This window comes from Laceyella sediminis, assembly GCF_003003125.1.
Lineage (GTDB): Bacteria > Bacillota > Bacilli > Thermoactinomycetales > Thermoactinomycetaceae > Laceyella > Laceyella tengchongensis.
In genome coordinates, this window is sequence record NZ_PVTZ01000005.1 from 99,574 (window position 1) to 122,007 (window position 22,434).

Annotated in this window: 23 protein-coding genes; 7 read left to right on the forward strand and 16 right to left on the reverse strand. The window is 50.8% G+C overall.

Annotated elements, in window-relative coordinates; all coding sequences use genetic code 11:
- Window positions 1-158: 158 nt before the first annotated feature.
- From CLV36_RS07845 to CLV36_RS07870, 6 genes are all read right to left on the reverse strand, one after another.
- The gene (locus CLV36_RS07845; protein ID WP_106342280.1) at window positions 159-926 is read right to left on the reverse strand and encodes a sirohydrochlorin chelatase; all 768 of its coding nucleotides are present in this window, start codon (window positions 924-926) and stop codon (window positions 159-161) included.
- A gap of 32 nt (window positions 927-958) precedes the next feature.
- Window positions 959-1,270, reverse strand: coding sequence for a hypothetical protein (locus CLV36_RS07850; RefSeq protein WP_106342281.1), 312 nt, complete (start codon window positions 1,268-1,270; stop codon window positions 959-961).
- A gap of 59 nt (window positions 1,271-1,329) precedes the next feature.
- Window positions 1,330-2,763: an Asp-tRNA(Asn)/Glu-tRNA(Gln) amidotransferase subunit GatB gene (gene gatB / locus CLV36_RS07855; protein ID WP_106342282.1), complete on the reverse strand. Its 1,434-nt coding sequence runs from the start codon at window positions 2,761-2,763 to the stop codon at window positions 1,330-1,332.
- Entirely contained in the window at window positions 2,760-4,226 is a 1,467-nt protein-coding gene (gene gatA / locus CLV36_RS07860) for an Asp-tRNA(Asn)/Glu-tRNA(Gln) amidotransferase subunit GatA (protein WP_106342283.1), read from the reverse strand. The genes gatB and gatA overlap by 4 nt, the downstream gene beginning before the upstream one ends.
- Window positions 4,227-4,241: 15 nt before the next feature.
- The gene (gene gatC / locus CLV36_RS07865; protein WP_102993308.1) at window positions 4,242-4,529 is read right to left on the reverse strand and encodes an Asp-tRNA(Asn)/Glu-tRNA(Gln) amidotransferase subunit GatC; all 288 of its coding nucleotides are present in this window, start codon (window positions 4,527-4,529) and stop codon (window positions 4,242-4,244) included.
- 331 nt (window positions 4,530-4,860) lie between these two features.
- Window positions 4,861-5,736 carry a LysR family transcriptional regulator gene (locus CLV36_RS07870; RefSeq protein ID WP_106342284.1) on the reverse strand — a complete coding sequence of 292 codons (876 nt, stop codon included), beginning with the start codon at window positions 5,734-5,736 and terminating at the stop codon, window positions 4,861-4,863.
- Window positions 5,737-5,869: 133 nt separating this feature from the next.
- Between CLV36_RS07870 and CLV36_RS07875 the strand changes: the two genes are divergently transcribed.
- From CLV36_RS07875 to CLV36_RS07885, 3 genes are all read left to right on the forward strand, one after another.
- Window positions 5,870-6,091 (forward strand): hypothetical protein, encoded by a 222-nt coding sequence (locus tag CLV36_RS07875; protein WP_106342285.1) that lies wholly within the window; start codon window positions 5,870-5,872, stop codon window positions 6,089-6,091.
- Window positions 6,092-6,373: 282 nt separating this feature from the next.
- Window positions 6,374-8,449: a carbon starvation CstA family protein gene (locus CLV36_RS07880; protein ID WP_106342286.1), complete on the forward strand. Its 2,076-nt coding sequence runs from the start codon at window positions 6,374-6,376 to the stop codon at window positions 8,447-8,449.
- 13 nt (window positions 8,450-8,462) lie between these two features.
- Window positions 8,463-8,675 carry a YbdD/YjiX family protein gene (locus tag CLV36_RS07885; protein WP_022737057.1) on the forward strand — a complete coding sequence of 71 codons (213 nt, stop codon included), beginning with the start codon at window positions 8,463-8,465 and terminating at the stop codon, window positions 8,673-8,675.
- A gap of 60 nt (window positions 8,676-8,735) precedes the next feature.
- Here the strand turns inward: CLV36_RS07885 and CLV36_RS07890 are convergent, their stop codons facing one another.
- The 7 genes from CLV36_RS07890 to CLV36_RS07920 form a co-directional block, all read right to left on the reverse strand.
- Window positions 8,736-8,984 carry a twin-arginine translocase TatA/TatE family subunit gene (locus tag CLV36_RS07890; protein WP_106342287.1) on the reverse strand — a complete coding sequence of 83 codons (249 nt, stop codon included), beginning with the start codon at window positions 8,982-8,984 and terminating at the stop codon, window positions 8,736-8,738.
- Window positions 8,985-9,147: 163 nt separating this feature from the next.
- A complete protein-coding gene (locus CLV36_RS07895) occupies window positions 9,148-9,492 on the reverse strand; it encodes a hypothetical protein (RefSeq protein WP_106342288.1) in 345 nt (114 codons plus the stop codon).
- A 145-nt stretch (window positions 9,493-9,637) separates the two neighbouring features.
- Complete coding sequence (locus CLV36_RS07900; protein ID WP_102993907.1) at window positions 9,638-10,291, reverse strand: amino acid ABC transporter permease; 654 nt, start codon at window positions 10,289-10,291, stop codon at window positions 9,638-9,640.
- Window positions 10,292-10,306: 15 nt separating this feature from the next.
- Window positions 10,307-10,966, reverse strand: a complete 660-nt coding sequence (locus CLV36_RS07905) for an amino acid ABC transporter permease (RefSeq protein WP_029071915.1) — start codon at window positions 10,964-10,966, stop codon at window positions 10,307-10,309.
- 143 nt (window positions 10,967-11,109) lie between these two features.
- Window positions 11,110-11,955: a transporter substrate-binding domain-containing protein gene (locus CLV36_RS07910; RefSeq protein ID WP_106342289.1), complete on the reverse strand. Its 846-nt coding sequence runs from the start codon at window positions 11,953-11,955 to the stop codon at window positions 11,110-11,112.
- Between the two features lie 72 nt (window positions 11,956-12,027).
- Window positions 12,028-12,756, reverse strand: a complete 729-nt coding sequence (locus CLV36_RS07915) for an amino acid ABC transporter ATP-binding protein (RefSeq protein WP_106342290.1) — start codon at window positions 12,754-12,756, stop codon at window positions 12,028-12,030.
- Window positions 12,757-13,120: 364 nt separating this feature from the next.
- The gene (locus tag CLV36_RS07920) at window positions 13,121-13,789 is read right to left on the reverse strand and encodes a TetR/AcrR family transcriptional regulator (RefSeq protein WP_106342291.1); all 669 of its coding nucleotides are present in this window, start codon (window positions 13,787-13,789) and stop codon (window positions 13,121-13,123) included.
- A gap of 104 nt (window positions 13,790-13,893) precedes the next feature.
- Between CLV36_RS07920 and CLV36_RS07925 the strand changes: the two genes are divergently transcribed.
- Window positions 13,894-15,060 carry a DUF418 domain-containing protein gene (locus CLV36_RS07925; RefSeq protein ID WP_106342292.1) on the forward strand — a complete coding sequence of 389 codons (1,167 nt, stop codon included), beginning with the start codon at window positions 13,894-13,896 and terminating at the stop codon, window positions 15,058-15,060.
- A 64-nt stretch (window positions 15,061-15,124) separates the two neighbouring features.
- On the opposite strand, the gene pruA is transcribed toward CLV36_RS07925, so the two are convergent.
- Complete coding sequence (gene pruA, locus CLV36_RS07930; RefSeq protein WP_106342293.1) at window positions 15,125-16,669, reverse strand: L-glutamate gamma-semialdehyde dehydrogenase; 1,545 nt, start codon at window positions 16,667-16,669, stop codon at window positions 15,125-15,127.
- A gap of 444 nt (window positions 16,670-17,113) precedes the next feature.
- On the opposite strand from pruA, the gene CLV36_RS07935 reads away from it, so the two are divergent.
- From CLV36_RS07935 to CLV36_RS07945, 3 genes are all read left to right on the forward strand, one after another.
- A complete protein-coding gene (locus tag CLV36_RS07935) occupies window positions 17,114-17,881 on the forward strand; it encodes a DUF2935 domain-containing protein (protein ID WP_106342294.1) in 768 nt (255 codons plus the stop codon).
- Between the two features lie 93 nt (window positions 17,882-17,974).
- Complete coding sequence (locus CLV36_RS07940) at window positions 17,975-18,715, forward strand: YheC/YheD family protein (RefSeq protein WP_106342295.1); 741 nt, start codon at window positions 17,975-17,977, stop codon at window positions 18,713-18,715.
- Between the two features lie 233 nt (window positions 18,716-18,948).
- On the forward strand, window positions 18,949-19,338 hold the full coding sequence (locus tag CLV36_RS07945; protein WP_022737070.1) for a DUF2512 family protein: 390 nt from the start codon (window positions 18,949-18,951) through the stop codon (window positions 19,336-19,338).
- A 51-nt stretch (window positions 19,339-19,389) separates the two neighbouring features.
- On the opposite strand, the gene CLV36_RS07950 is transcribed toward CLV36_RS07945, so the two are convergent.
- Window positions 19,390-21,171, reverse strand: a complete 1,782-nt coding sequence (locus CLV36_RS07950; RefSeq protein ID WP_181352894.1) for an acyl-CoA dehydrogenase family protein — start codon at window positions 21,169-21,171, stop codon at window positions 19,390-19,392.
- A gap of 78 nt (window positions 21,172-21,249) precedes the next feature.
- On the reverse strand, window positions 21,250-22,431 hold the full coding sequence (locus CLV36_RS07955; RefSeq protein WP_106342298.1) for an acetyl-CoA C-acyltransferase: 1,182 nt from the start codon (window positions 22,429-22,431) through the stop codon (window positions 21,250-21,252).
- Window positions 22,432-22,434 lie beyond the last annotated feature (3 nt).

Here is a 22,434-nt window from a genome sequence, read left to right on the forward strand (position 1 = left end):
CGGCATCACTCCTTGTCAAACATACTCACGATTATATCATGTTTGAACGAAGGCATTTGCCCAACTTGCGGAAATGTTCATACGCCAATGCACCTCGGGTGTTGTCCTTTTGCTTTGAAATCATTAGAGAGTAGCATAGTCTGAAGCCCCCCTTATAGTCAAGGGGGGCTTATCGGTTTCACTGCCCATACTTCCTGCACAACCGCCTCGATCCAGCGCGGAATCAAAGGGCTGGGCAAATAAGCTTGCCCCGTGTACACCACCTCGGCGCCGCTGAGTCGCTTTGGCAACTTGTTCCGGGTAAAAGTGCCTTCGCTCAAAAAGAGGGGCACGACCAACACCCGGTACCTTGTTGACAACGCTAAAAGCTGCTGTCGTACATTATCTGGCAACAAGGTGGCACAGGCAACAGCGGCAAATCCCAACTTGGCTTGCAATTGCCGAGCCAAACTCTTCATCATCGCTAGCCACTGTTCCTGAGATCCAGTCTGGTCACTCCCATGCCCCACCAATAATAATGCTTCTTCTGCTGGCTGGGTAGATAGAGAACTCGCCCGCTCGGCCAGTACTTCCACGATCAACGGATGATCATCCATGGCTGGGCACAAGCGAACAACCAGATCACCCGGCACTGCCTGCTGAATCATTTCCTTGTGAGATTCGCTCCCCATACCGAGCAGGTGACGGATCTCTTCTATATGGGTGCTTCCAGAAGAAACGAACAGTGGCACCGCGGCAAGGTCAGTAACCCCTTGCTGTTTCAGCGACGCGATCCCTTGCGCTACCGACCGTCCAGGCACATACTCCAAAAAACTGGTCGCCAGCGGGGCATCTACTGCCGCTTGTGACACAGCACAGTCAACCAGGTGCACCCAATCTTTGTTTTTTGAACCATGCGCGATCACCAGCACACCGCGTTTACCCATCCAGCCTCACCCCTGTGTTTCCATCTGCCCGTTTATGCCCGTTCTCGATAGATGCGGCGGTACGATTGCAGGCAGAGAAAAGCGAAAAACATGCTAACCATCCCGCTCAATATACTTTCAGACACCAGCAAAAGATTCACCAACCCGTCGGCCACCAGCAACCCCATTGTGATCAAATACACATGACGGGAAAACGGCTTCCCCCTCAGCTCATAGAAAGTGACATAAAAATAAAGTGCTACCAAAAATGAATGGACGGCAAAGACGGGCAATTGAGCGACAAACAATTGATAAAGCCCTCCGCCGAGAAACAAGACAGCGATGATCAGGTAAAAGCCCAGCATCTCTGTCGCCCCCTTTTTAAAAGGAGCCCGCCTCTTTGAAAGGCGAGCTCCCCAACCTTTTATAGTCCGATTTCTTCTTTAATCAATTTGTTGACCAGTTGCGGATTGGCTTTCCCTTTGGTCGCTTTCATCACTTGACCCACGAGGAAACCGAGTGCGCGGTCTTTGCCGTTTTTCAAGTCTTCCACCGACTCTTGGTTGGCCGCCAACACTTTGGTCACTTCCTCACGCAACTGCCCTTCGTCGCTGATTTGGACGAGGCCCTTCTCTTCGACAATCACATTTGGTTCTTTACCGGTTGCAAGCATCTCTTTAAACACTTTTTTAGCGATTTTGGTGCTGATCGTCCCTTTTTGGATCAGTTGGATCATGCCAGCCAGATGGGCAGGTGTCATCACGATATCCGTGATTTCTTTCCCTTCCGCATTGAGGTAGCCCAACAGATCAGTAATCACCCAGTTGGAGGCCAATTTGGGGTCGACATTGGCCGCGACCACTTGCTCATAATAATCGGCAACTGCCTTGGTATTGGTAAGAATCGTGGCATCGTAGTCGGACAGTTGGAATTCTGTCATATAACGCTCCTTACGAGCATCTGGCAACTCCGGCAACTCGCGACGGATCGCTTCTTTCCAAGCCTCTGAAATATGCAAGCGTACCAGGTCCGGTTCTGGGAAATAGCGGTAGTCATGCGCTTCTTCCTTGCTGCGCATCAATTTGGTGCGATTTTCATTTTCCAACCAGCGCAATGTCTGCTGGGTGATCTTCTCGCCCCGATCCAACATCTCCGCTTGGCGTCCTTGCTCATATTCCAACGCCCGCTCCACATTGCGGAACGAGTTGAGGTTTTTCATTTCCGTTTTGGTGCCAAACTCCTTTTGTCCCACCGGCCGCAAGCTGATGTTGGCGTCACAGCGGAGAGAGCCTTCTTCCATCTTCACATCGGACACACCGGTGTACTGAATGATCTGCTTCAATTTCTCCAGATACGCTCTGGCTTCCGCTGGAGAGCGCAAATCAGGCTCCGACACAATCTCGATCAATGGCACACCGACCCGGTTGAAATCGACGAGGGACCCTTCCCCTTCTTCCAAGTGGTTCAGCTTTCCTGCATCCTCTTCCAAATGAAGGCGTGTGATCCCGATTCGTTTTTTCTCCCCATCCACCTCAATCTCAATCCAGCCGTTTTGCCCGATGGGTTGGTCGTACTGCGAGATTTGATACGCTTTGGGTGAGTCTGGATAGAAGTAGTTTTTCCGATCGAACTTGCTGTATTCAGCGATCTCGCAGTTCAAGGCCATGGCTGCCTTAATCGCGAAGTTGACCGCTTCTTTGTTCAGCACCGGCAACACTCCGGGATGTCCCAGACACACCGGGCAGGTGTGGCTATTTGGCGGAGCCCCGAATTCCGTAGAACAGCCGCAGAAAATCTTGGTTTTCGTGGAAAGCTCCACATGAACTTCCAGTCCGATCACCGTTTCATATTTGCTCATGCTTGTTTCCCTCCCAACGGCGGAACAGGCAGTCGTTCCGTTTCTTGCTCAAACGCGTGTGCCACACGGAGTACGGTCGCTTCGTCAAATGCTTTGCCGATGATTTGCAGGCCGACCGGCAAGCCTTCAGCCAAGCCGCACGGCACGCTAATCGCGGGCAATCCAGCCAAGTTGACAGGGATGGTCAAGATGTCGTTCATGTACATTGTCAACGGATCGTTGATGTTTTCTCCGATCTTAAAGGCCGTCGTCGGCGTCGTCGGACCGACGATGACGTCATAGTCAGCGAATACCCGTTCAAAATCTTGACGGATCAAGGTGCGCACTTTTTGCGCTTTCAAATAGTACGCATCATAATAACCCGAGCTAAGCGCATACGTACCCAGCATAATCCGCCGTTTCACTTCCGAGCCGAATCCTTGGCTACGCGTTTCGAGGTACATGTCCAACAGATTTTGCCCTTGTTTGCGCACACCGTAACGAACCCCGTCATAACGGGCCAAGTTGGACGAAGCTTCCGCTGGAGCGATCAGATAATAAGCGGCCACGGCATAGTCGGAGTGAGGCAACGACACCTCTTCCACCACCGCTCCCATTTGTTCCAGCTTCTTGATCGCCGCTTGAACGCGCTCTTTGACCCCCGCATCGATCCCTTCGCCCATCATCTCTTTGGGCACTGCCACTTTGAGCCCCTTGATATCGCCAGTCAGGGCGGACAAGAAGTCAGGCACGTCCACTTGGGCCGACGTAGAGTCTTTGGCATCATGCCCGGAGATCGCCTGCAACACATAAGCGGCGTCTTCCACGTTTTTGGTCAACGGGCCGATCTGATCCAACGACGAAGCAAAAGCGACAAGACCGTACCGGGAGACCCGTCCATAGGTAGGCTTGAGGCCGACCACGCCGCAAAACGCCGCTGGTTGCCGGATCGATCCGCCTGTGTCGGAGCCCAAAGCGTAATAAACTTCCCCCGCTGCAACAGCTGCCGCAGAACCACCGCTAGAACCACCCGGCACCCGGGAGAGGTCCCAAGGATTGTATGTAGGATGGAAACCGGAGTTTTCCGTAGAGCCACCCATGGCGAATTCATCCATGTTCAGTTTGCCGACGGTAACCGATTCGGCTTCAGCAAGCTTATCGACAACCGTAGCATTATAAATCGGGTTGTAGTTAGCGAGCAACTGGCTGGCGCAAGTGGTCGTCAGCCCTTCCGTGCACAAGTTGTCTTTGAGCCCGGCTGGCAATCCTCCCAACAAGCCGCGTGTGGAGGAGTTGGCCCACTTTTTGTCTAGCTCTGCTGCTTGTTTGCGCGCCCCTTCTTCATCCACTTTCAAAAAAGCGCGCACGTCGCCGTCCACTTTCGCAATTTGCGCCAAGGACTCTTCAACCAGGTCACTTGCCGACAATTCGCGAGTGGAGAGTCGTTTATGTATTTCCTTCAATGAGTCACGCAATAAAGACATTCCGTTTCCCCCCTATTATTCAAATACAGCTGGCACGCGGAACATGCCGTCTTGCTGCTCCGGCGCATTGGCCAATGCTTTGTCCCGCTCAAGCGAAGGCCGAACCTCGTCTTCCCGAAGCACATTCTGCATGGGCAGGACATGACTCGTTGGTTCCACGGCTTCTGTATCCAACTCGTTCAGCTTTTCCACAAATTGAAGAATATCGTTAAGCTGGGTGGTGTATTGCTCCGCCTCTTCCTCGGACAACTTCAATCGGCCCAGCATCGCTACTTTTTGCACTTGTTCTTTGGAAATAGACAATTTTCTTCACCTCCGCAAACAATAAACCTTGCATCATAAGTCAAATCTTTTCACAGTATAGCACAAAAAGAAAGCCAACACTCACTAAGGAGTGTCGAGACGGATGACAAAGTGCCCCAAAGCGGGTTGTCAGACTGCATTCCCTAGCGGCCCCAAACGATCGAAGTCGCTTCCCTTCCATCACAGGGCCTAAGACGAACATGCAACTGACGGGGGTTGTCTACCATCTGAACACTCACAAAGGAATGTCGGCAAAAGCATGATTCACCTTTTACACTATAACAATCGAAATATTCCATCTCTTCCTGGCGACGCTTGCCTGCTGGTGAAATTATGATCTGTATTGGCGGAAGTAGTCCTTGATGATCGCCACAAACGGCTCTAGTGTTTCCACCGCTTCCTCTTTGCAAATGAATACGATGCTCTCCTTTCGGTATTGTTTGGGGATGGGATAACTGCGAACCCATCCTTCCTGCACCAGTTTGTCGCTCATGGAACGGGAAACAAGGGCCACCCCCATCCCGGAGCGCATGCACCCTAGCAGATTTTCTATCGTATAAAATTCTATTTTTTTATGGGGGATGATCTGTTCCTCAGTCAACCACCGTTCCAACTTGGCCCGGTATCGACATCCCGACCGCAAAAGAAGTAGCGTTTGATTTTGCAAGTCTTTATACAAGGTCAACGGGGGATGAGAAGCGTTCATAATCAAAACCAATTCTTCGTCGATAATGTGCTCTTTGGCGAGCTTCACTTCTTTGTCGAAGTCGATCACCAACGCACCATCCAATTCATTGGCAAGCACGGCATTGGTAAGCTCTTCGGTGGTGCCGGTCGACAAGGATAGGTTTACTTGGGGATGCAATTGATGGTAAAGGGAGATGATGGGTGACATGTGGAGGTTGGATGTAATGACTGTCGCACCAACAGCCAAGGAATCGGGGGCGGGTGGCAGGTGATGGATGGACTGTTTCATTTCTTCATAAAGGGCTAATATTTTTTTGGCGTATTCCAAAAAATCTTTTCCCTTCGGTGTCAATTCCACGCCCCGACCTGTTCGGTAAAACAACTGTGTCTGAAAAACCGACTCGATCTTTTTGATCCGGTTGGAGACATTGGCCTGAACATAATTCAAGCGGACGGCCGCCTTGCTGATGCTTTTATGGGTGGCCACGGATTTAAACACTTCCAAATCACTGATATTCATGTCCCAGCATCACCTGTGTATGATTTTTTTTATATCTATTATTAACACTAATAGTTTAACATAAATAAATTTAGACATTAAAATGCAACGTAAAAGGATTGTTTAAATATTCCGTATAATGGGAGTAGGTAGCATGGCTTTGACTTATCCAAAAGGATCTCAACCCCGCTATGAAAAATGCGAACTGGGCGTTTTTTTGGATGAAACGTTGCGCGAAGGTTCGGAGCGTTGCCTATATGCTGTAGACGATGACAAACAGTTTGAGCTGATCACCGAGTGGGCGGACTCTGGCATCCGTAACATCATCGTCGGTTCCGAAAACCTTTTCAACTTTGTTTGCCGACGCTTCGGATAGCAATATGAAATATTGGAGAAGCAAACGTCGATCGCGATCGCCATTTTGATCTCCTTGCTGATCTCCGTCGTCACCGTGTCAGCACTCCTCATTTCGCTTGGGCAAACCTTGATTCCATAATAAATGGCTTGCATAAAGAGAAGGGCTTTCCTTCTCCTTTTTTCTCTTTACCGCTTCCAGCGTGCATGATTACGATTCAAATACGATTTGCCATTTTAAAAATTGTATATATAATTAGAATAAAATCTCTATTTTAATACCGCTTTCTTGAGGAGGTATGGTATGATCCGTTCTCGTTGGCTTTCTTATCTGCTATGGACAGGCATCTCTGTGCTTGGCGCCGCCGCTTTCGCCATCCTCGCGCTACAACGCGGTGAGTCGGTCAACGCCATCTGGCTACTGACGGCCGCCATCTGCTCTTATGCTATCAGTTACCGCTTTTACAGCCGTTTCTTGGCCAGAAAAGTGTTTGAATTGGACGACAACCGCAAAACTCCAGCCGAGATTCACAATGACGGCAAAGATTTCGTCCCCACCAACAAATGGGTCTTGTTTGGGCACCACTTCGCAGCGATCGCTGGCGCCGGCCCACTCGTCGGCCCGATCTTGGCCGCGCAGATGGGCTATCTGCCTGGCACCCTGTGGATCATTGTCGGGGTCGTGATCGGCGGCGCCGTGCATGATTTTATCGTTCTCTTCGGTTCCATGCGCAGAAACGGAAAATCCATCGGTGACATGGTCAAAGAAGAGATCGGGCCAGTGGGGGGCTTCACCGCCCTGTTCGGCATTCTCGGCATTCTGATCATCTTATTGGCCGTGCTGGGCCTGGTAGTTGTCAAAGCGCTCGCCGACAGCCCTTGGGGCATGTTCACCATCGCCATGACCATCCCCATCGCCCTGTTTATGGGTGTTTATATGCGTTATTTGCGTCCGGGGAAAGTGCTGGAAACCTCATTGATCGGGTTTGCCTTGCTCCTGCTTTCTCTCTATCTGGGGCAATGGGTGTCCACCCATCCGACGCTAGCCGCCCACTTCACCCTGGAAGGCACCACCATTGCCTGGCTCATGATCATTTACGGCTTTATCGCTTCTGTTATCCCGGTTTGGCTGTTGTTGGCACCCCGCGACTATCTGAGCACCTTCCTGAAAGTGGGCACGATCTTCGCGCTGGCCTTCGGTATTTTGCTTGTACTTCCTGATTTGCAAATGCCCGCGATCACCAAATTCATCGACGGCACCGGCCCCGTGTTTGCTGGCGACCTCTTCCCGTTCGTCTTCATCACCATCGCTTGCGGCTCCATCTCCGGGTTTCACGCCTTGGTTTCATCTGGCACCACTCCCAAAATGATTACTCGCGAATCCCATGCGCGGATGATCGGCTTCGGGGGCATGCTGACGGAGTCACTCGTCGCGGTGATGGCACTGATCGCCGCCTGTCTGCTCACACCAGGCGTCTACATGGCCATGAATAGCCCAGCAGCCATCATCGGCACCGACGTAGCCTCCGCTGCTGCTACGGTTTCCAAGTTCGGCGAAGTATTCACGATCACACCGGCCGACCTGCAAAATTTGGCCAACGACATCGGTGAACAGTCGATCTTGTCGCGCACGGGCGGCGCACCCACGTTGGCAGTTGGCATTGCGACCATTTTCTCCAGCGTGATCGGCGGGAAGGCACTCATGGCCTTCTGGTATCACTTCGCCATCTTATTTGAAGCAGTGTTCATCCTGACGACGATTGACGCCGGCACACGGGTTGGCCGTTTCATTTTGCAAGATCTGCTGGGGCATTTCCATCCCAAGTTAGGAAAAACAGACTGGTATCCCGCCAACATCATGGCCAGCGGTCTGGTCGTAGCCGGATGGGGTTACTTTTTATACCAGGGCGTGATTGACCCGCTTGGCGGCATCAACACCCTGTGGCCGCTATTCGGCATCGCCAATCAGATGTTGGCGGTTGTGGGGTTAGTGATAGGCACGACGATTCTCATCAAGATGGGAAAAGCGGTGTACGCTTGGGTTAGTTTTGTTCCGCTCGTTTGGCTCACAACGGTGACGATGACTGCGGGGTGGCAAAAGCTATTCCACGACTCCCCCTCTGTCAGTTTCTTGCGAGCAGCCGAAAAATACGAGCAGGCAATCGCTTCCGGACAAGTGCTGGCACCAGCCAAATCCATTGCAGAGATGGAGCGCATCGCGTTCAACAACCACATTGATGCGGTGATGACACTCCTCTTCATGGCCTTGGTGGCAATCATCATTCTCGATGCGGTGCGCGTCTGGTATAAAGTGCTGGTCAAGCGGGAAAACCTCCCGCTGAAGGAGGCGCCCTATGTCCCACGCCAACCTGGAGTATAAGGGAGGGAAAGTCATGGAAAAACAAGCGACTTGCCCCATCTGGCTAAAAATGTTGAAAGCGCTGGCATCTTATCTGAACGGCATGGCCGGGGTGCCAGACTATGAGCGGTATCTCGCGCATTTTCACAAGCATCATCCTGGAGAAACCCCACTTACCGAAGCGGAATTCCATCGTCGGGCCACCGATGAGAAATATGGCGGCGGGAGCATTCGCCGGTGCTGTTGAACAAAAAGCCAGACGGCCATAAGGCTGTCTGGCTTTTTGTTTGCCGGCGCATCAGATCCCTTAGTTTGTTTGCGACTTCACTTCTTCTTTCTTCACTTCGGCTTTTGCGGAAGCAGGTTCCGTCACAGTCGCCGCAATTGCTTGGGGATTCTCTTTTTTGTCGTCATCATCCATCAGGCCGTTGGTCGCGTTTTTAAACTCACGAATCGACTTGCCAAGGGCTCGTCCCAAGTCCGGCAACTTCTTCGGTCCAAACAGAATCAATGCCACGATAAAAATCAGAATCCACTCAATCCCATTGATGCCCATGGTTTCCCTCCTTCCGGCAAAAAAGATCGGGCGCATTCTCAGTTGTATTATACAGCTATTTGCCGCCAATAGAAAAGAAAAGCCTATTTTCCCCTCGCACTGGGCTCTTCCTTTTAAATCTTCACCTAAACAAAAAAAGCACTGTCCAACAGCGCTTTTCACATCAACCCACGCTTTTGTCCATCAGCTTGGACAACTCCTTTTTTTGCTCCGGCGAACAGAGCGCCAACGCTTGCATGATTTTAGATTGCCATTCTTCCTCCCGCGCCAGCTGTTCATCAAATGTTTGTTGCCGATGTCGCATAGACGCGATCTCCTGTTTGATCTCCTTCATGTCCTTTTCCAATCCGACCCAATGCCGCTCCCACTTCTCCAAACGCTGTTCCAAACGCACCATATCTTCGTGCATCCGGTTCATGTCCGTCTTCAACTGCTCCACGCTCGCTCCTTGGACATCCAATCTTTCAAGCACCGCATAGATGAGCGATTTGATCTCCTCCATTACCATCAGCCCCAACCCTCTTAATTATTCTCATACGCTTCTCTTTTCTATCATCAACCTTCTACAAAAGCCTTGTTACCAATCGGCTCCTTCCCAACCCGCACGACAATCTCATGTATATTATATGATAACCTCAACATCCAAAATATGTCTATCCTGCTAATTTTTTCTCTAACTGCCTACTTGCTTGCGAGAGACTATAATTGATCACAAAATAGACCAACGACACAAAAATCAGCAAAGGAACGGTCATGTTGTAATAACGGCTGTACACGATTTGCGCGTTATGCATCAATTCGGGCAATGAAATGGCTACCGCAAGTGAAGTGTCTTTCAATAATGAGACAAATTGGCTCACCATCGGCGGAATCATGCGCCGCAATGCTTGCGGCAACACAATGTGCCACAAAGTTTGCACATAAGTCAAACCGGAAGCCCGCGCCGCCTCGATTTGCCCCTTGTCAACCGAATTCAGGCCACCGCGCACGATTTCCCCGACCAGCGCAGATGTAAAAATGGTCATGCTGATGATCACCGATATGGTGATCGGCAATTCCCAGCCCCACTCTTTGAAAGCGAAAAACCCGAAGAAGATGATCAACAAAAGTGGGAGGTTGCGAACCGTTTCGATATATAGCGCCGCCAAGTGGGATAGCACGGGTATTTTGGTGTAGCGTAGCGTTCCCAAGACAATGCCGCATATGAAGCTGAACAAAATCGAAAACAAGGCGACTTCCAAGGTGACCAACAGACCATCCAGCAACGTCTTCATAATGTCGGCGCGCGTCAAAAAGGAAAAATCCATCGCTTCCCCCTCCATTTAACTAGATTCCTTGCCCAGCCAACGGCGTTCTAAAAAATGGACCAACAGGCTGAGTGGAACAGTCAGCAGCAGATAAACGACCGCAACAAAAAGATATACAGGCGTCACATCTGCTTCCGTCGTAGCCACATCGGTGAAATACATCAATTCTCCGCCCGCGATTACCGCCAACACTGACGAGTTTTTCACTAGATTGATGAACTGGTTACCAAGCGGCGGGACAATCAGTTTAAACGCCTGCGGCAAAATAACGTACCACATCGCCTGGACATAAGTCATTCCCGACGACCTGGCCGCTTCCATCTGCCCGCGCGGCACGGATTGGATTCCGGCTCGAATCACTTCCGCGATATAGGAACTGGTGTAAATGGACAAGCCGATCGTCCCCACCGCAAACTGTGAGAGCTTGATCCCCACCGCAGGTAAAGCGAAAAAGACAAAGAAAATCTGCGCGACGAGGGGGGTGTTGCGGATGAACTCAACATACGCCGTTCCAAAACCGGCCAACGCCTTAACACCGGAGATGCGCAACACGGCAATCACCGTACCTAAGATCAGGCTGAAAACCAGTGCGAGCAAACTAACGGAAATCGTTGTCCACAACCCATCATAGAACTCTTGCTGATAAAACTCCAAAAAACTGAAATCCACCTGCACGCCACTCCTTTCTCATTCCCGCTCGGCTGAAAGCAATCTTCACACAGTGTCAGCGCCTCCTCATTTCATCGGAAAAGGATGTTTTCCGACCGCATACCAGTGAAACCGCTGGAAAACATCCTTCCCATCCTTTGCTTCCTCTTCTATTTCCCAGGAGAAGCTTGTACTGCCTGTCGGGGTAGATCTTGAGGCGGCGCTTGTTTAAACCACTTCATGTACAGTTTGGCATAGGTACCATCCGCGATGATTTGATCGAGAAATTGATCGACATAAGCCCGTAGCTCATTCGCCCCTTTTTTCAAGCCGATGCCGTAAGGCTCTTTGGTGAATTGACCCCCAACCAATTTGAAGTTGGGATCTTGTTGTTGCATGCCCATCAATATACTGTCATCCGTGGTCAAGGCGTCCACTTGACCCGCGCGCAAAGCGGTAAACGCATCGGCGTAATTTTCGTACAATTGAATTTGCGCGCCAGGCTCCACCGACTTCAGGTTGTTTCCGCTGGTCGCCCCTTTGGCCGTGGCCACTTTTTTCCCTTTGGTGTCATGCACTGTTTTGATGGGACTGTTGTTGGGGACGAGTAACGATTGACCAGCCATGAAATAAACGCGGGAGAAATCGACTTCTTTTTTTCGCTTCTCCGAGATGGTCATCGTAGCGCAGATCAGATCGATGTCTCCACCATTGAGCAGCTTGATCCGCGTTTTGGAATTCACTTCTTTTAACTCCAACTTGGACTCATCGCCCAGCATGCGCTTAGCTAGTTCTTTCATCAAGTCGATTTCAAACCCTTTGACCTGCCCGTCCGCGGGATCTTTATATCCAAACAGGTGCGTATCGTATTTGACGCCGGCAACCAGCTTTCCACGTTGCTTAATCTGTTCGAGCGAGTTGTCATCGGCTATCTTTCCCCCACCGCCGGTTCCGTTGCAAGCGGCGCCAAACAACGCCATGGCGGCTATCAGTAAAAGAGTGCACCATTTGCGCATGCTTATCTCCCCTTTTCATGTGCCTTCTTTCCACTCCACCGTTCTTTTAACACGTCCTGCCCCACGCGTGGCTCAGTGTTTTAAGATTTTGCTCAAAAAAACCCGTGTCCGCTCTTCTTTCGGGTGGTTGAAAAACTGGTCAGGAGTAGCGTCTTCCAAGATGCGGCCCCCATCCATGAAAATAATCCGGTCCGCCACTTCACGGGCAAATCCCATTTCGTGTGTCACCACGACCATGGTCATCCCTTCATTGGCCAGTGTTCGCATCACATCCAACACTTCGCCGATCATTTCGGGGTCCAGTGCCGATGTCGGTTCATCAAACAGCATGATCTTCGGCTTCATGGCCAACCCACGGGCAATAGCCACGCGTTGTTGCTGTCCGCCTGACAACTGAGCTGGATAGCTGTCCGCTTTTTCCGGAATGCCCACTTTGGCCAAGTATTGTCGCGCGATGCGTTCCGCTTCCTCCTTGGGCATTTTGCGCACTTTGCGGGGTGCCAACGTGATATTTTCCAACACCGTTTTATGCGGATACAAATGAAAATGCTGAAACACCATGCCGATTTCTTGGCGCAAGCGATTGATGTCCGTTTTTTTGTCCTGCACATTGTATCCATCCACAATCAGCTCTCCGTCCGAGATCGTCTCCAACTGATTAATGCAACGCAACAACGTGCTTTTGCCCGAACCACTCGGGCCCAAAATGACAACCACCTCACCGGCATTGATCTCAAGATGGATATCGCTTAAAACTTGAAAGTCGCCATACCATTTATTCACTCCCTTAAAACGGATGATGGCTAATCCCTCCCTTCATCGTGCAAAGAGTAACAATAGTCAATCTTTTATTCCGGTCACCCGGTCATGCTTTCATCTTACATTGAAGGCTTCAAAAAACGACAAATCGCTACAATAAGTTACAAATCGCCGCCATTTCTTTTTTCCGGCCACTCTGGCCCCCTCTCTTGCTTGCTCTTCGCACGAGGGCGTGTCTGGCAAATAACAAACCCCGAACCCCACCTACACAGGTGAGATTCGGGGCTCTTCCGCATGAAGCCGCATATCGATGTGATGAACGGGCCATATCAAGCTCGACCCAGTCGCTCGCGAGGCGTGACACACATCCCTTCCTCGCGTGAACGTCATCATCCCTCCTCTTTATTCAGTTGAGCAAGCCTAATCGATACGCTTTCAAAGCCTTCGAAATCTCCTCCATCACAAAATTATCCTGGCTGTCCCTATGAAGAAACAAAGGTTCCAGATGGTGCGTCAAAATGGCGTCAACCTTGGCTGGCGGGAACTTGTCCGGTAGGAGAATGCTATGTATCGCTAATCCGTCTACCAACGCATACAGTCGCTCCGTCTCCAAATCAAGGTCAAGATCAGGCTTTAACAAGTTCACCTGCGTCAGCAAGCGTAGCGCTCCCCGAATAATTTGGTGCAAGTCTTCATACATCTCTTCATTCAGCGGCTGTAGCTCAGGGTCATGTAGCGCCTTGGCTGAAAACGAATGCCACACTTCCACTTCCAACTGCCTGTCCTCATCCAATGGGATGAATTGCTCCAGCAACAGCTTGAGGTCATTGAAGGGAACTCCCGTGTAAGGAATGGTTTCCAACCGTTGCGCGATGCGGTCAATCAGATGCTTGGTGGCAAACACGAACAGCTGCGACTGGTTGGAAAAATAATAGCGCATCGAGCTGACCGGCAATCCCGCTTCTTTGGCGATGTTGCGCACCGTGCATTGCTCCAGCCCTTCGTTACGAATGACCCGCCAAGCAGCTTCCGCGATTTTCTGTTTTTGTTTTTCGTGATCCACTTTTTTTGGCATGACCTGATTATAGCACACTTGATTTATTTGGCACAATTGTGCTAATATTTATTTGGTACCCTTGTACGAATTAAATCCAAAGGATTGGAGAGGAAGCATAAAAGATGGCACACGCCAAGCGAATCAAAACGCTGGACATTTTGCGGGGGTTAGCGATCTTAGGCACATTGGGGACCAACATCTGGCTATTTGCGTATTTGGGTGACTTAAATTATCTTTTAACCTTTACCCACAACGAATGGTGGTCCTCAGCGGACACGTTTTGGCGCACCTTGATGCTTGCATTGGTCAACGGAAAATTGCTCGGTTTGTTAGCGATCATGTTCGGTATCGGATTAGAGTTGAAATATCGGCAAGCGCAACGATTGGGGCGCCCTTGGCCGGGCATGTATATATGGATTTCACTCATTTTGCTGTTGGAAGGATTTCTACACTTCACCTTGGTGATGGAGTACGACATTTTGATGTCTTATGCCGTGACGGCGATGCTAGTCTCCTTCATCGTCAAGGGGGGAGAAAAAGTGATGCGCATCGCCATGATCGTCTTCGCGGTCATTCACGTTTTCTTCATCGGCTTCGTCAGCTTGGGCGTGCTAGCTCATCAAGTCACCGCCGACACGATGGCCACTCCTCAAGCGGTGATCACCCTCTATCAAAGCGGAACCTGGTGGGAACAGGTGCAATATCGGCTCAGTGATTTTTGGCTCTTGCGCCTCGAAGCGCTCTACGCCATTCCTTACAATACCCTTCTGTTTTTGATCGGTGTCAAATTGATGCGAAAAGGGGCCTTCCAAGATGACATCAACGGACGGAACCTGCGGAAGAAATTGATGAAGATCGGTTTGCTCGTCGGCTTGCCTCTCAATTTGTTGTGGTTTGTTCCTGGCGGTTATTTCGACTTTCCGGTGCGGTATCTATTCGCCCCGATTCTATCGCTCGGTTACATGGGGTTGATCGGGTGGTTGGTAGACAAATTCCGTTCCTTGTCTCTGTGGGGCTTCTTGGAGAACGCGGGTAAAATGTCCTTGAGTTGTTATGTGTTGCAGAATATCGTGTGCTCGATTTTGTTTTACGGATGGGGAATTGGTTTGGGCGGCAATCTCAACTCACTTACGGTCATCGCCATTTGGATCGGCGTCTGCCTGTTTCAACTGCTTTTCGCCCACTTATGGCTCCGGCGCTTTCACATGGGGCCGATGGAAACTGCCCGCAAGGCGCTGACTGGATTGCTGGAGAAAGGAAAACGGACGGAAAAAAGCTTGCGCGCCTGATTGCAGGGCGCCACGACAAATAAGCCGCCGGGTCGATTCCCGACGGCTTATTCTTTGCACAAGCTTACAGCGCTTCGGATACCAATTTTGCTTGGGTGAACAGCAACAGGTAGTCACGGCCACCTGCTTTGGAGTCCGTGCCGGACATGTTGAATCCGCCAAACGGATGAACACCTACCAGCGCACCCGTGCACTTGCGGTTGAAGTACAGGTTACCCACGAAGAATTCCTCGCGTGCACGCTCCAAGTGCATGCGGTTGCGGGAGATGACGGCACCGGTCAAACCGTAATCGGTGTTGTTGGCAATCTCCAAGGCATCGTCAAAGTCTTTCGCTTTGATAAACGCCACCACCGGACCGAAAATTTCTTCTTGGGCAATCCGTGCGTCAGGTGCCACATCCGCAAACACGGTCGGCTGGATGAAATAACCGTTACCTTCGGCTTTGCCACCGCCAGCCATCAGGCGGCCTTCTTGTTTTCCGATCTCAATGTATTCAAGGATTTTGTTGTACGCTTTGTCATCCACAACTGGACCCAGGTCAATACCCAAGGTTTGTGCTTCGCCAACTTTAAGCTCTTTCGTTTTGGCAACCACTTTTTCCAACACTTCATCATACACATCTTGGTGGATGATGGCGCGAGAGCATGCGGAGCATTTTTGGCCGGAGAAACCAAATGCCGACTTCACAATGCTGTCAACCGCCAAATCGATGTCGCAGTCACTGTCTACCACGATGGAGTCTTTTCCGCCCATTTCAGCCACTACGCGCTTAATCCATTTTTGGCCTGGCACGGTTTTGGCCGCCAACTCGTTGATGCGCAAGCCGACTTCACGGGAACCGGTGAAGGAAATGAAGCGGGTTTTCGGATGGGTCACAAAGTATTCTCCCACTTCTCTACCTGGTCCCGGTACATAGTTGACTACACCATCAGGCAGACCGGCTTCTTTGAGGATCTCCATGAATTTGTAAGCAATCACGTTGGTTGGTGTCGCTGGTTTCAGCACGACGGTGTTCCCAGCCACTACTGCGGCGGTGGTCATACCTACTGTGATCGCGAGCGGGAAGTTCCATGGCGGAATGATCGCACCCACGCCAAGCGGGATGTAGTAAAGGTTGTTGTCTTCGCCCGGCAATGGGGTCAGCGGTTGACGTTCGCTCAAGCGAATCATTTCACGGCCGTAGAACTCCATGAAATCAATCGCTTCCGCTGTATCCGCATCTGCTTCTGGCCAGCTTTTGCCCGCTTCCAATACCATCCAAGCCGAGAATTCATGCTTTTTGCGGCGCAGGATGGCAGCAGCTTTAAACAGCACACGCGCGCGTGCTTCCGGGCTCACTTTTTTCCAGCTTTCGAAAGCGGTGAGAGCCGTTTGCATCGCTTTTTCAGCCAATTCGGTATTGGCTTCGGACACAATCCCGATCACTTCATCCACATTGGATGGGTTGATCGATTTTACTTTGCGATCGGTTTTGATGTGCTCGCCGCCGATGATGATGTCATATTCTTTGCCCAGCTCAGACTTTACTTTGTTTAAAGCGGTTTCAAAAGCGCGACGATTAGCTTCTTGGGAAAAATCCGTAAACGGTTCGTTGCGGTACTCGATCATTTCATAACCTCCTATAGCTTGATCGTTCCTTGATAGTGTAGCCCACTACCCACCCTACCATGAAACGACGGGCAAAACGAGCCTTGTTTATTTTTATTTCAAACTATATCCTTATCACCTAATACTATACAATAATAAAATCCCAAATGAAAGTAAGAGTTCCTTTAACCCGTGACCGCTCCAGCTTAAGCACCTATCAATAAAAAAAGCTGGCTCCCCATCAAGGCTGTCGCTTCCACTTTCCACTTTTCCTCCTATTCCATTTTATTCTATCTGGTATTCCATCAACCCCATTCACTCTCTCCGTAAAATAATATTATCATCCACCTTTAAAATTTTTATAATCATGCATCAAATTGCATAAACATTCGCTTTATTCCTGCGACTACTGTCCATTTTCTCCGCATAACATGGTACGGAAATCGCATGCAAGGAGGAACAAACATGTCCGATATCAAACAGGCCACACATTTTGAGCAGCGGTTTTGGCTGGCTGTGTTGCGGGATCATTGCCAATTCATTCTTGATGCACTCGGCCCCTCCGAGGAGAAAGAAATCGCCCAAGCGCAGGCGCTGTTGCAACGGTTTACCCATTTGGCTGACCACAACCCCTTTGATCTAAACGCGTCACAGGAAGCCGCTCAATCGTTGCGAGAGCTGAAACTCCATCTTTTGCGCCGCTTGTTAACCGAATCCATCACCTTTCATTTGCCGCCAACCTTCATCAACCATATGGTGAACGAAATCGATGAGTATCTACGCATTTTGGGCTGCCTGATCAACAATCAAGTTCCGCCCCTTGAGCATCCTTTGCACCACCACCTGCTTTGGTTGCCCGACGCGGCCGGACACGCGGAAGGGATTCAAATCAATACGGATGGTACGGAAAAAGAATTCAAACGCAAACAACGCTATTTCATTAAAAAATTTGAGGAATTTTACATAAAGGCCATCGAGTTAACCGGGTATTTGCGAACACAGTTGTCTCATTTTCCCGCCTTGTCCCGTTTTAACAAAGAGGTGGATTTGGAGATCCGCGTGTTTCAAGCATTTTTGCGAGAGGTAGAAGAGCTTCGCCTCAGCAACAAGTTGTTAGGCACCCTTGCCCCGCTGATGGCCGATCACATGTACAGAGAAGAATGCTATTATCTGCATAAGCTGGCACAAGTTTCGGAAATTAAAAAACCCCGTTGCCGCCCAATAGAAATTTAGGCGGGCCCCCTAGTCATTCCACCACACTTCATGTTCCTCCCTTCATAGGATATAGCAATACCAACATTCTCTTAGGGGAGGAACATAACCGCCATGGACAATATCATAAGCAAGCAGCATAACAAACGATTGCTTCAACAAGACCCTCTCTTGGCTCCCCACCTACCCAAGACGCTCCCCCTCACTTTGTCCAACCTCGATGACATGCTAAAACGGTACGCTTTTGTTTATTTGAAACCGGATAATTCCTGCCAAGGCAAAGGGTTATTTCGTGTCGACCGCCTCGACCCTTTCCATTATGCCTTGCGCTCACGCGAAGAGCATCGCCCCCGCATCTACCATTCCCTCCACACCCTATACACCGTTTTGCTCAAACATAAAATGCGCCGTCGATATTTGATTCAGCGCGGAATTCGCAGCCAGACATTGACTGGGCAAATGGTAGACATCCGCGTGCACTTGTCCCGTGTGCACGGCAAGTGGGTGGTAGCAGGGATCGTCGGTCGCGTCGCACCCCGTCGCCGCATCGCTACCAATGCCTACAGCGGCGGGAAGTCTGTTCATGTCTACCCCCTCCTGACCAGAGGCATGGGATACACATCTTACGCCGCGCTAGCTACCATCGACGACATGATCGCGCTATCCCGTCGGGCTGTTGCGGTCATGAGCGCCCGCTATCCCAAATGGCCGGAATATGGACTGGATATAGGCATCGATGGCAATGGTCACCTTTGGATCTATGAAATCAATATCAAGCCTGGCGGTTTGGTGTTCAAAAACTTAAGCGCCAAAGCGTATAGGCGGATTCTGCTGTTGCACAAGCTGGCTCGCTGACGAGGAGTCGGCGATTGATTCTGTCTAGGACGTGTCAGATGAATAGGCCAGTGGCTCCAAAACCATTTTCTCATTCGCTTCACTTGTGCATCGGCGCTCCTCGAGAAAAGGTTTTTCCGCCGCTTCTTCCCCACACAACCTTGATTTGCCAGATACACCCTAGCGGACGGGTATAAGGCTATTTCATCCGTGGCATGCTAGAAGGTGATGACAAACGCAAGGGGCGAAGGTTGATGAGCCATCCGTTTCAGTTATTAGTGAAATTCATTTATACCAGTCTCATTCTCTACCTCATATTAGGCTTTGCCTATCACGTCCCGACCGCGTGGATTTTGCTCACCAGCATTGTCTTGACTTTATCGGGCTATGCAATGGATGTCTATCTCCTGCCGCGGATCGGTAATCTGTTTTCAACCCTCTCCGATTTGTTTGTGAGCTTCACTTTGGTCTGGTTGATCGGCACCTACACATTTGATAGCGACATCGGACTGCAATTGTATAAGCTTCAAAACATCCCGCTTTTTCAGCTTTCGCTAACGGTTTCCATCATCTACAGCGCGATTGAATGGTTCTTTCACCGCTGGATCCATCGTCTGAGCGGAAAGGAAGAAATTTTTCCGTAAAAAAGCAACCCCCAGCCTTAGGCCGAGGGGTTGCTCTTTTTTCTCGTTCAATTATACAACGTATTTTTCCGCATCCAAGATGCGCGCAGCAATGGTCCGTTTCAAAGCCACTTCGTTCAGCGGTTCGAGGCGTGTGAGTCTCTTCAGGACAGACAGTTGCGTACGCAACACATCTCCCTCTTCCAACGCTGCCAGGGTGTGGCGAGCAAACGATTCCACCCGCTGGAACGATTCGTAGATGAACGCGCGAGTCAAATCGATTTTGGCTTGCTCTTTGTCTTCGCCATTTTTGGAGATGGCTTTTTTGGTGCGCAACAGCGCGCTTTCCATAGCGAACGTCTCAATCGCGATGTCTGCGATGTCACGCAGAATTTCCTGTTCTTTGTTCAATTCGGCCTCGTATTTTTGCACGGCCAGGCCTGCGACCATCAGGAACACCTTTTTGGCGTTTTCCACCAGATGCTCTTCCGCTTCCAAAGCAGGAGCGTCTTCTTCTGGGATGTATGGCATCATGGACAGCAGCTCTTCTTGAAGTTCCATTCCCGCTTGCAGGAGCGCCAGCTCGCCTTTCATCGCTTTTCTCATCAGGGTCGCCGGAATGAGCAGGCGGTTGATTTCGTTGGTGCCTTCGAAGATGCGGTTAATCCGCGCGTCACGGTACATGTTTTCGATCTCATACTCATTCATGAAGCCGTAACCGCCGTGGATCTGCACCCCTTCATCCACCACATAGTCCAGCACTTCCGAACCGAACACTTTGGCGATCGAACACTCAATGGCCAATTCTCCGATCGCTTCAGCGACAGCTGCACCTTCAGCGTCTTCTACACCTTCCAGTCCGGCGTCAAACATGCCGCCCACCCGGTAGGCCAAGCTTTCCAACGCGTAAATTTTGGCAGCCATCGTCGCCAACTTCTCACGAATCAAGCCGAATTTGGCAATCGGAATGTTAAACTGTTTGCGCTCTTTGGCGTATTTGGCGGAGATCTCCAATGCCCGCTTAGCAGAACCCAAGGTGCCGACAGCCAGTTTGTAACGGCCGATGTTCAGGATGTTGAAGGCGATTTTGTGCCCTTTGCCTACTTCACCGAGCAGGTTTTCCACCGGCACCTGCGCATCTTGCAGGATCAGTGTACGAGTGGAGGAACCTTTGATCCCCATTTTCTTCTCTTCCGGACCGACGGATACGCCCGGGAAATCGCGTTCAACGATAAAAGCGGTAAACTTGTCACCATCTACTTTGGCATACACGACAAATACATCAGCAAAGCCGGAGTTGGTGATCCATTGCTTTTCACCGTTTAAGATGTAATGCTTACCGTCTGGGCTCAAAACTGCGGTGGTTTTGGCTCCCAGCGCGTCGGAACCGGAGCTCGGCTCGGTCAGTGCGTAAGCGGCGAACTTTTGTCCCGTAGCCAAGCCGGGTAGGTATTTTTTCTTTTGTTCTTCATTACCGAAGAACACAATCGGCAACGTACCGATTCCGACATGGGCACCGTGGGACAAGCCGAATGCACGACCCAGGGAGATCTTTTCGGTGATGAGGCTGGAGCTGATTTTATCCAAGCCGAGTCCGTCGTATTTCTCCGGCACATCGGCGCCAAGCAAACCCAATTCGCCCGCTTCGCCCAAGAGGCGTACCGTGTGCTCAAATTTGTGCTCTTCGATTTCGTGCAACACCGGCCACACTTTATCTTTAACGAAGTCTTCTGTTGTTTTGGCAATCATCTTTTGCTCTTCGTTGAACTCTTCCGGAGTAAACACATCTTGCAAGTCCGCCTGTTCCAGCAGAAAAGCGCCGCCTTTTACTTTTTTATCCGCCACTTTTGTCATCCTCCCATAGTCGAAGTGAATATAAGATATGCTGAAGTTTGCCGGCGCCGTGCTGTCGCGCCGGCATGGTTGCCTCTGTTACGAAACCCGTTCGATCAAGCCGGCCGCGCCCATACCGCCGCCGATACACATGGTGACGATTCCGTATCTTCCATTTCTCCGTTCAAGCTCGTTTATGATGGAAACAGTCAGCTTCGCTCCGGTACATCCCAGCGGATGGCCCAACGCAATGGCACCACCGTTGACATTGACGATCTCCGGATTGATGCCCAGCTCCCGAATCACCGCTACCGCTTGCGAAGCAAATGCTTCATTCAGTTCAACCAGGTCGATCTCATCCAAGGAGACTCCCACTTTGTCGAGCAACTTCGGTACAGCTGCCACCGGTCCGATTCCCATGATCTCCGGAGCTACTCCGCCCAAAGCGAACCCGCGGAAAATGGCTAGCGGTTTCACACCCAATGCTTCCGCTTTCTCGCGGGACATGATGATTACCGCTGCCGCGCCGTCACTGGTTTGCGATGCATTTCCCGCGGTCACCGTGCCATTCACATGGAAAACGGGGCGCAACTTGCTGAGTGTTTCCAAGTTGGTATCCGGACGAACCCCTTCGTCGGTGTCAAACACTCGCTCCGTAAACTGCAACTTGCCTTTGGCATCGAAGGAATGCTCTTTCACCGTGATCGGTACAATTTCGTCTTTGAATTTGCCCGATTGGATGGCCGCATACGCTTTTTGATGGCTGGCGAGCGCGAACCGGTCTTGGTCTTCACGGGTTACATTAAACCGCTTCGCCACTTCCTCGGCCGTGTGTCCCATGGACATGTACGCCTCCGGCAAGTGCTCCATCAAATAAGGGTTGGGAGCTGGCTTGTAGCCGCCCATCGGCACCATGCTCATGCTTTCTACACCGCCGGCGATGATGATATCGGCGAAACCGGCCATGATTCTCTCCGCGGCGATTGCAATCGTCTGCAAACCGGAAGAGCAGAACCGGTTTACTGTCATCCCCGGCACATCGTTTGGCAATCCGGCGCGCAAAGCGACGAGCCGAGCCATGTTCATGCCTTGCTCCCCTTCAGGGAAAGCACATCCCAACACCACATCTTCAATCTCTTTCGGGTCCACCTGCGGGACGCGGCGCAATAAATCTTTTACCACCTCTGCGGCCAAGTCATCTGGGCGGGTATGTTTCAACGAACCTTTCCCCGCTTTGCCGACCGCCGTTCTCGCCCCGGCGACAATCACAGCTTCACGCATAAT

Excerpts from the sequence above, each read along its gene's own strand:
- CLV36_RS07950 (WP_181352894.1), bottom strand. The coding sequence starts at position 21,171 with ATGACAAAAGTGGCGGATAAAAAAGTAAAAGGCGGCGCTTTTCTGCTG.
- CLV36_RS07900 (WP_102993907.1), bottom strand. The coding sequence starts at position 10,291 with ATGGATTTTTCCTTTTTGACGCGCGCCGACATTATGAAGACGTTGCTG.
- CLV36_RS07850 (WP_106342281.1), bottom strand. The coding sequence starts at position 1,270 with ATGCTGGGCTTTTACCTGATCATCGCTGTCTTGTTTCTCGGCGGAGGG.
- gatB (WP_106342282.1), bottom strand. The coding sequence starts at position 2,763 with ATGAGCAAATATGAAACGGTGATCGGACTGGAAGTTCATGTGGAGCTT.
- CLV36_RS07845 (WP_106342280.1), bottom strand. The coding sequence starts at position 926 with ATGGGTAAACGCGGTGTGCTGGTGATCGCGCATGGTTCAAAAAACAAA.
- CLV36_RS07885 (WP_022737057.1), top strand. The coding sequence starts at position 8,463 with ATGGAAAAACAAGCGACTTGCCCCATCTGGCTAAAAATGTTGAAAGCG.
- CLV36_RS07945 (WP_022737070.1), top strand. The coding sequence starts at position 18,949 with ATGAGCCATCCGTTTCAGTTATTAGTGAAATTCATTTATACCAGTCTC.
- CLV36_RS07895 (WP_106342288.1), bottom strand. The coding sequence starts at position 9,492 with ATGGTAATGGAGGAGATCAAATCGCTCATCTATGCGGTGCTTGAAAGA.
- gatA (WP_106342283.1), bottom strand. The coding sequence starts at position 4,226 with ATGTCTTTATTGCGTGACTCATTGAAGGAAATACATAAACGACTCTCC.
- CLV36_RS07955 (WP_106342298.1), bottom strand. The coding sequence starts at position 22,431 with ATGCGTGAAGCTGTGATTGTCGCCGGGGCGAGAACGGCGGTCGGCAAA.
- CLV36_RS07875 (WP_106342285.1), top strand. The coding sequence starts at position 5,870 with ATGGCTTTGACTTATCCAAAAGGATCTCAACCCCGCTATGAAAAATGC.
- CLV36_RS07925 (WP_106342292.1), top strand. The coding sequence starts at position 13,894 with ATGGCACACGCCAAGCGAATCAAAACGCTGGACATTTTGCGGGGGTTA.
- CLV36_RS07940 (WP_106342295.1), top strand. The coding sequence starts at position 17,975 with ATGGACAATATCATAAGCAAGCAGCATAACAAACGATTGCTTCAACAA.
- pruA (WP_106342293.1), bottom strand. The coding sequence starts at position 16,669 with ATGATCGAGTACCGCAACGAACCGTTTACGGATTTTTCCCAAGAAGCT.
- CLV36_RS07910 (WP_106342289.1), bottom strand. The coding sequence starts at position 11,955 with ATGCGCAAATGGTGCACTCTTTTACTGATAGCCGCCATGGCGTTGTTT.
- CLV36_RS07870 (WP_106342284.1), bottom strand. The coding sequence starts at position 5,736 with ATGAATATCAGTGATTTGGAAGTGTTTAAATCCGTGGCCACCCATAAA.
- CLV36_RS07890 (WP_106342287.1), bottom strand. The coding sequence starts at position 8,984 with ATGGGCATCAATGGGATTGAGTGGATTCTGATTTTTATCGTGGCATTG.
- CLV36_RS07920 (WP_106342291.1), bottom strand. The coding sequence starts at position 13,789 with ATGCCAAAAAAAGTGGATCACGAAAAACAAAAACAGAAAATCGCGGAA.
- CLV36_RS07880 (WP_106342286.1), top strand. The coding sequence starts at position 6,374 with ATGATCCGTTCTCGTTGGCTTTCTTATCTGCTATGGACAGGCATCTCT.
- CLV36_RS07935 (WP_106342294.1), top strand. The coding sequence starts at position 17,114 with ATGTCCGATATCAAACAGGCCACACATTTTGAGCAGCGGTTTTGGCTG.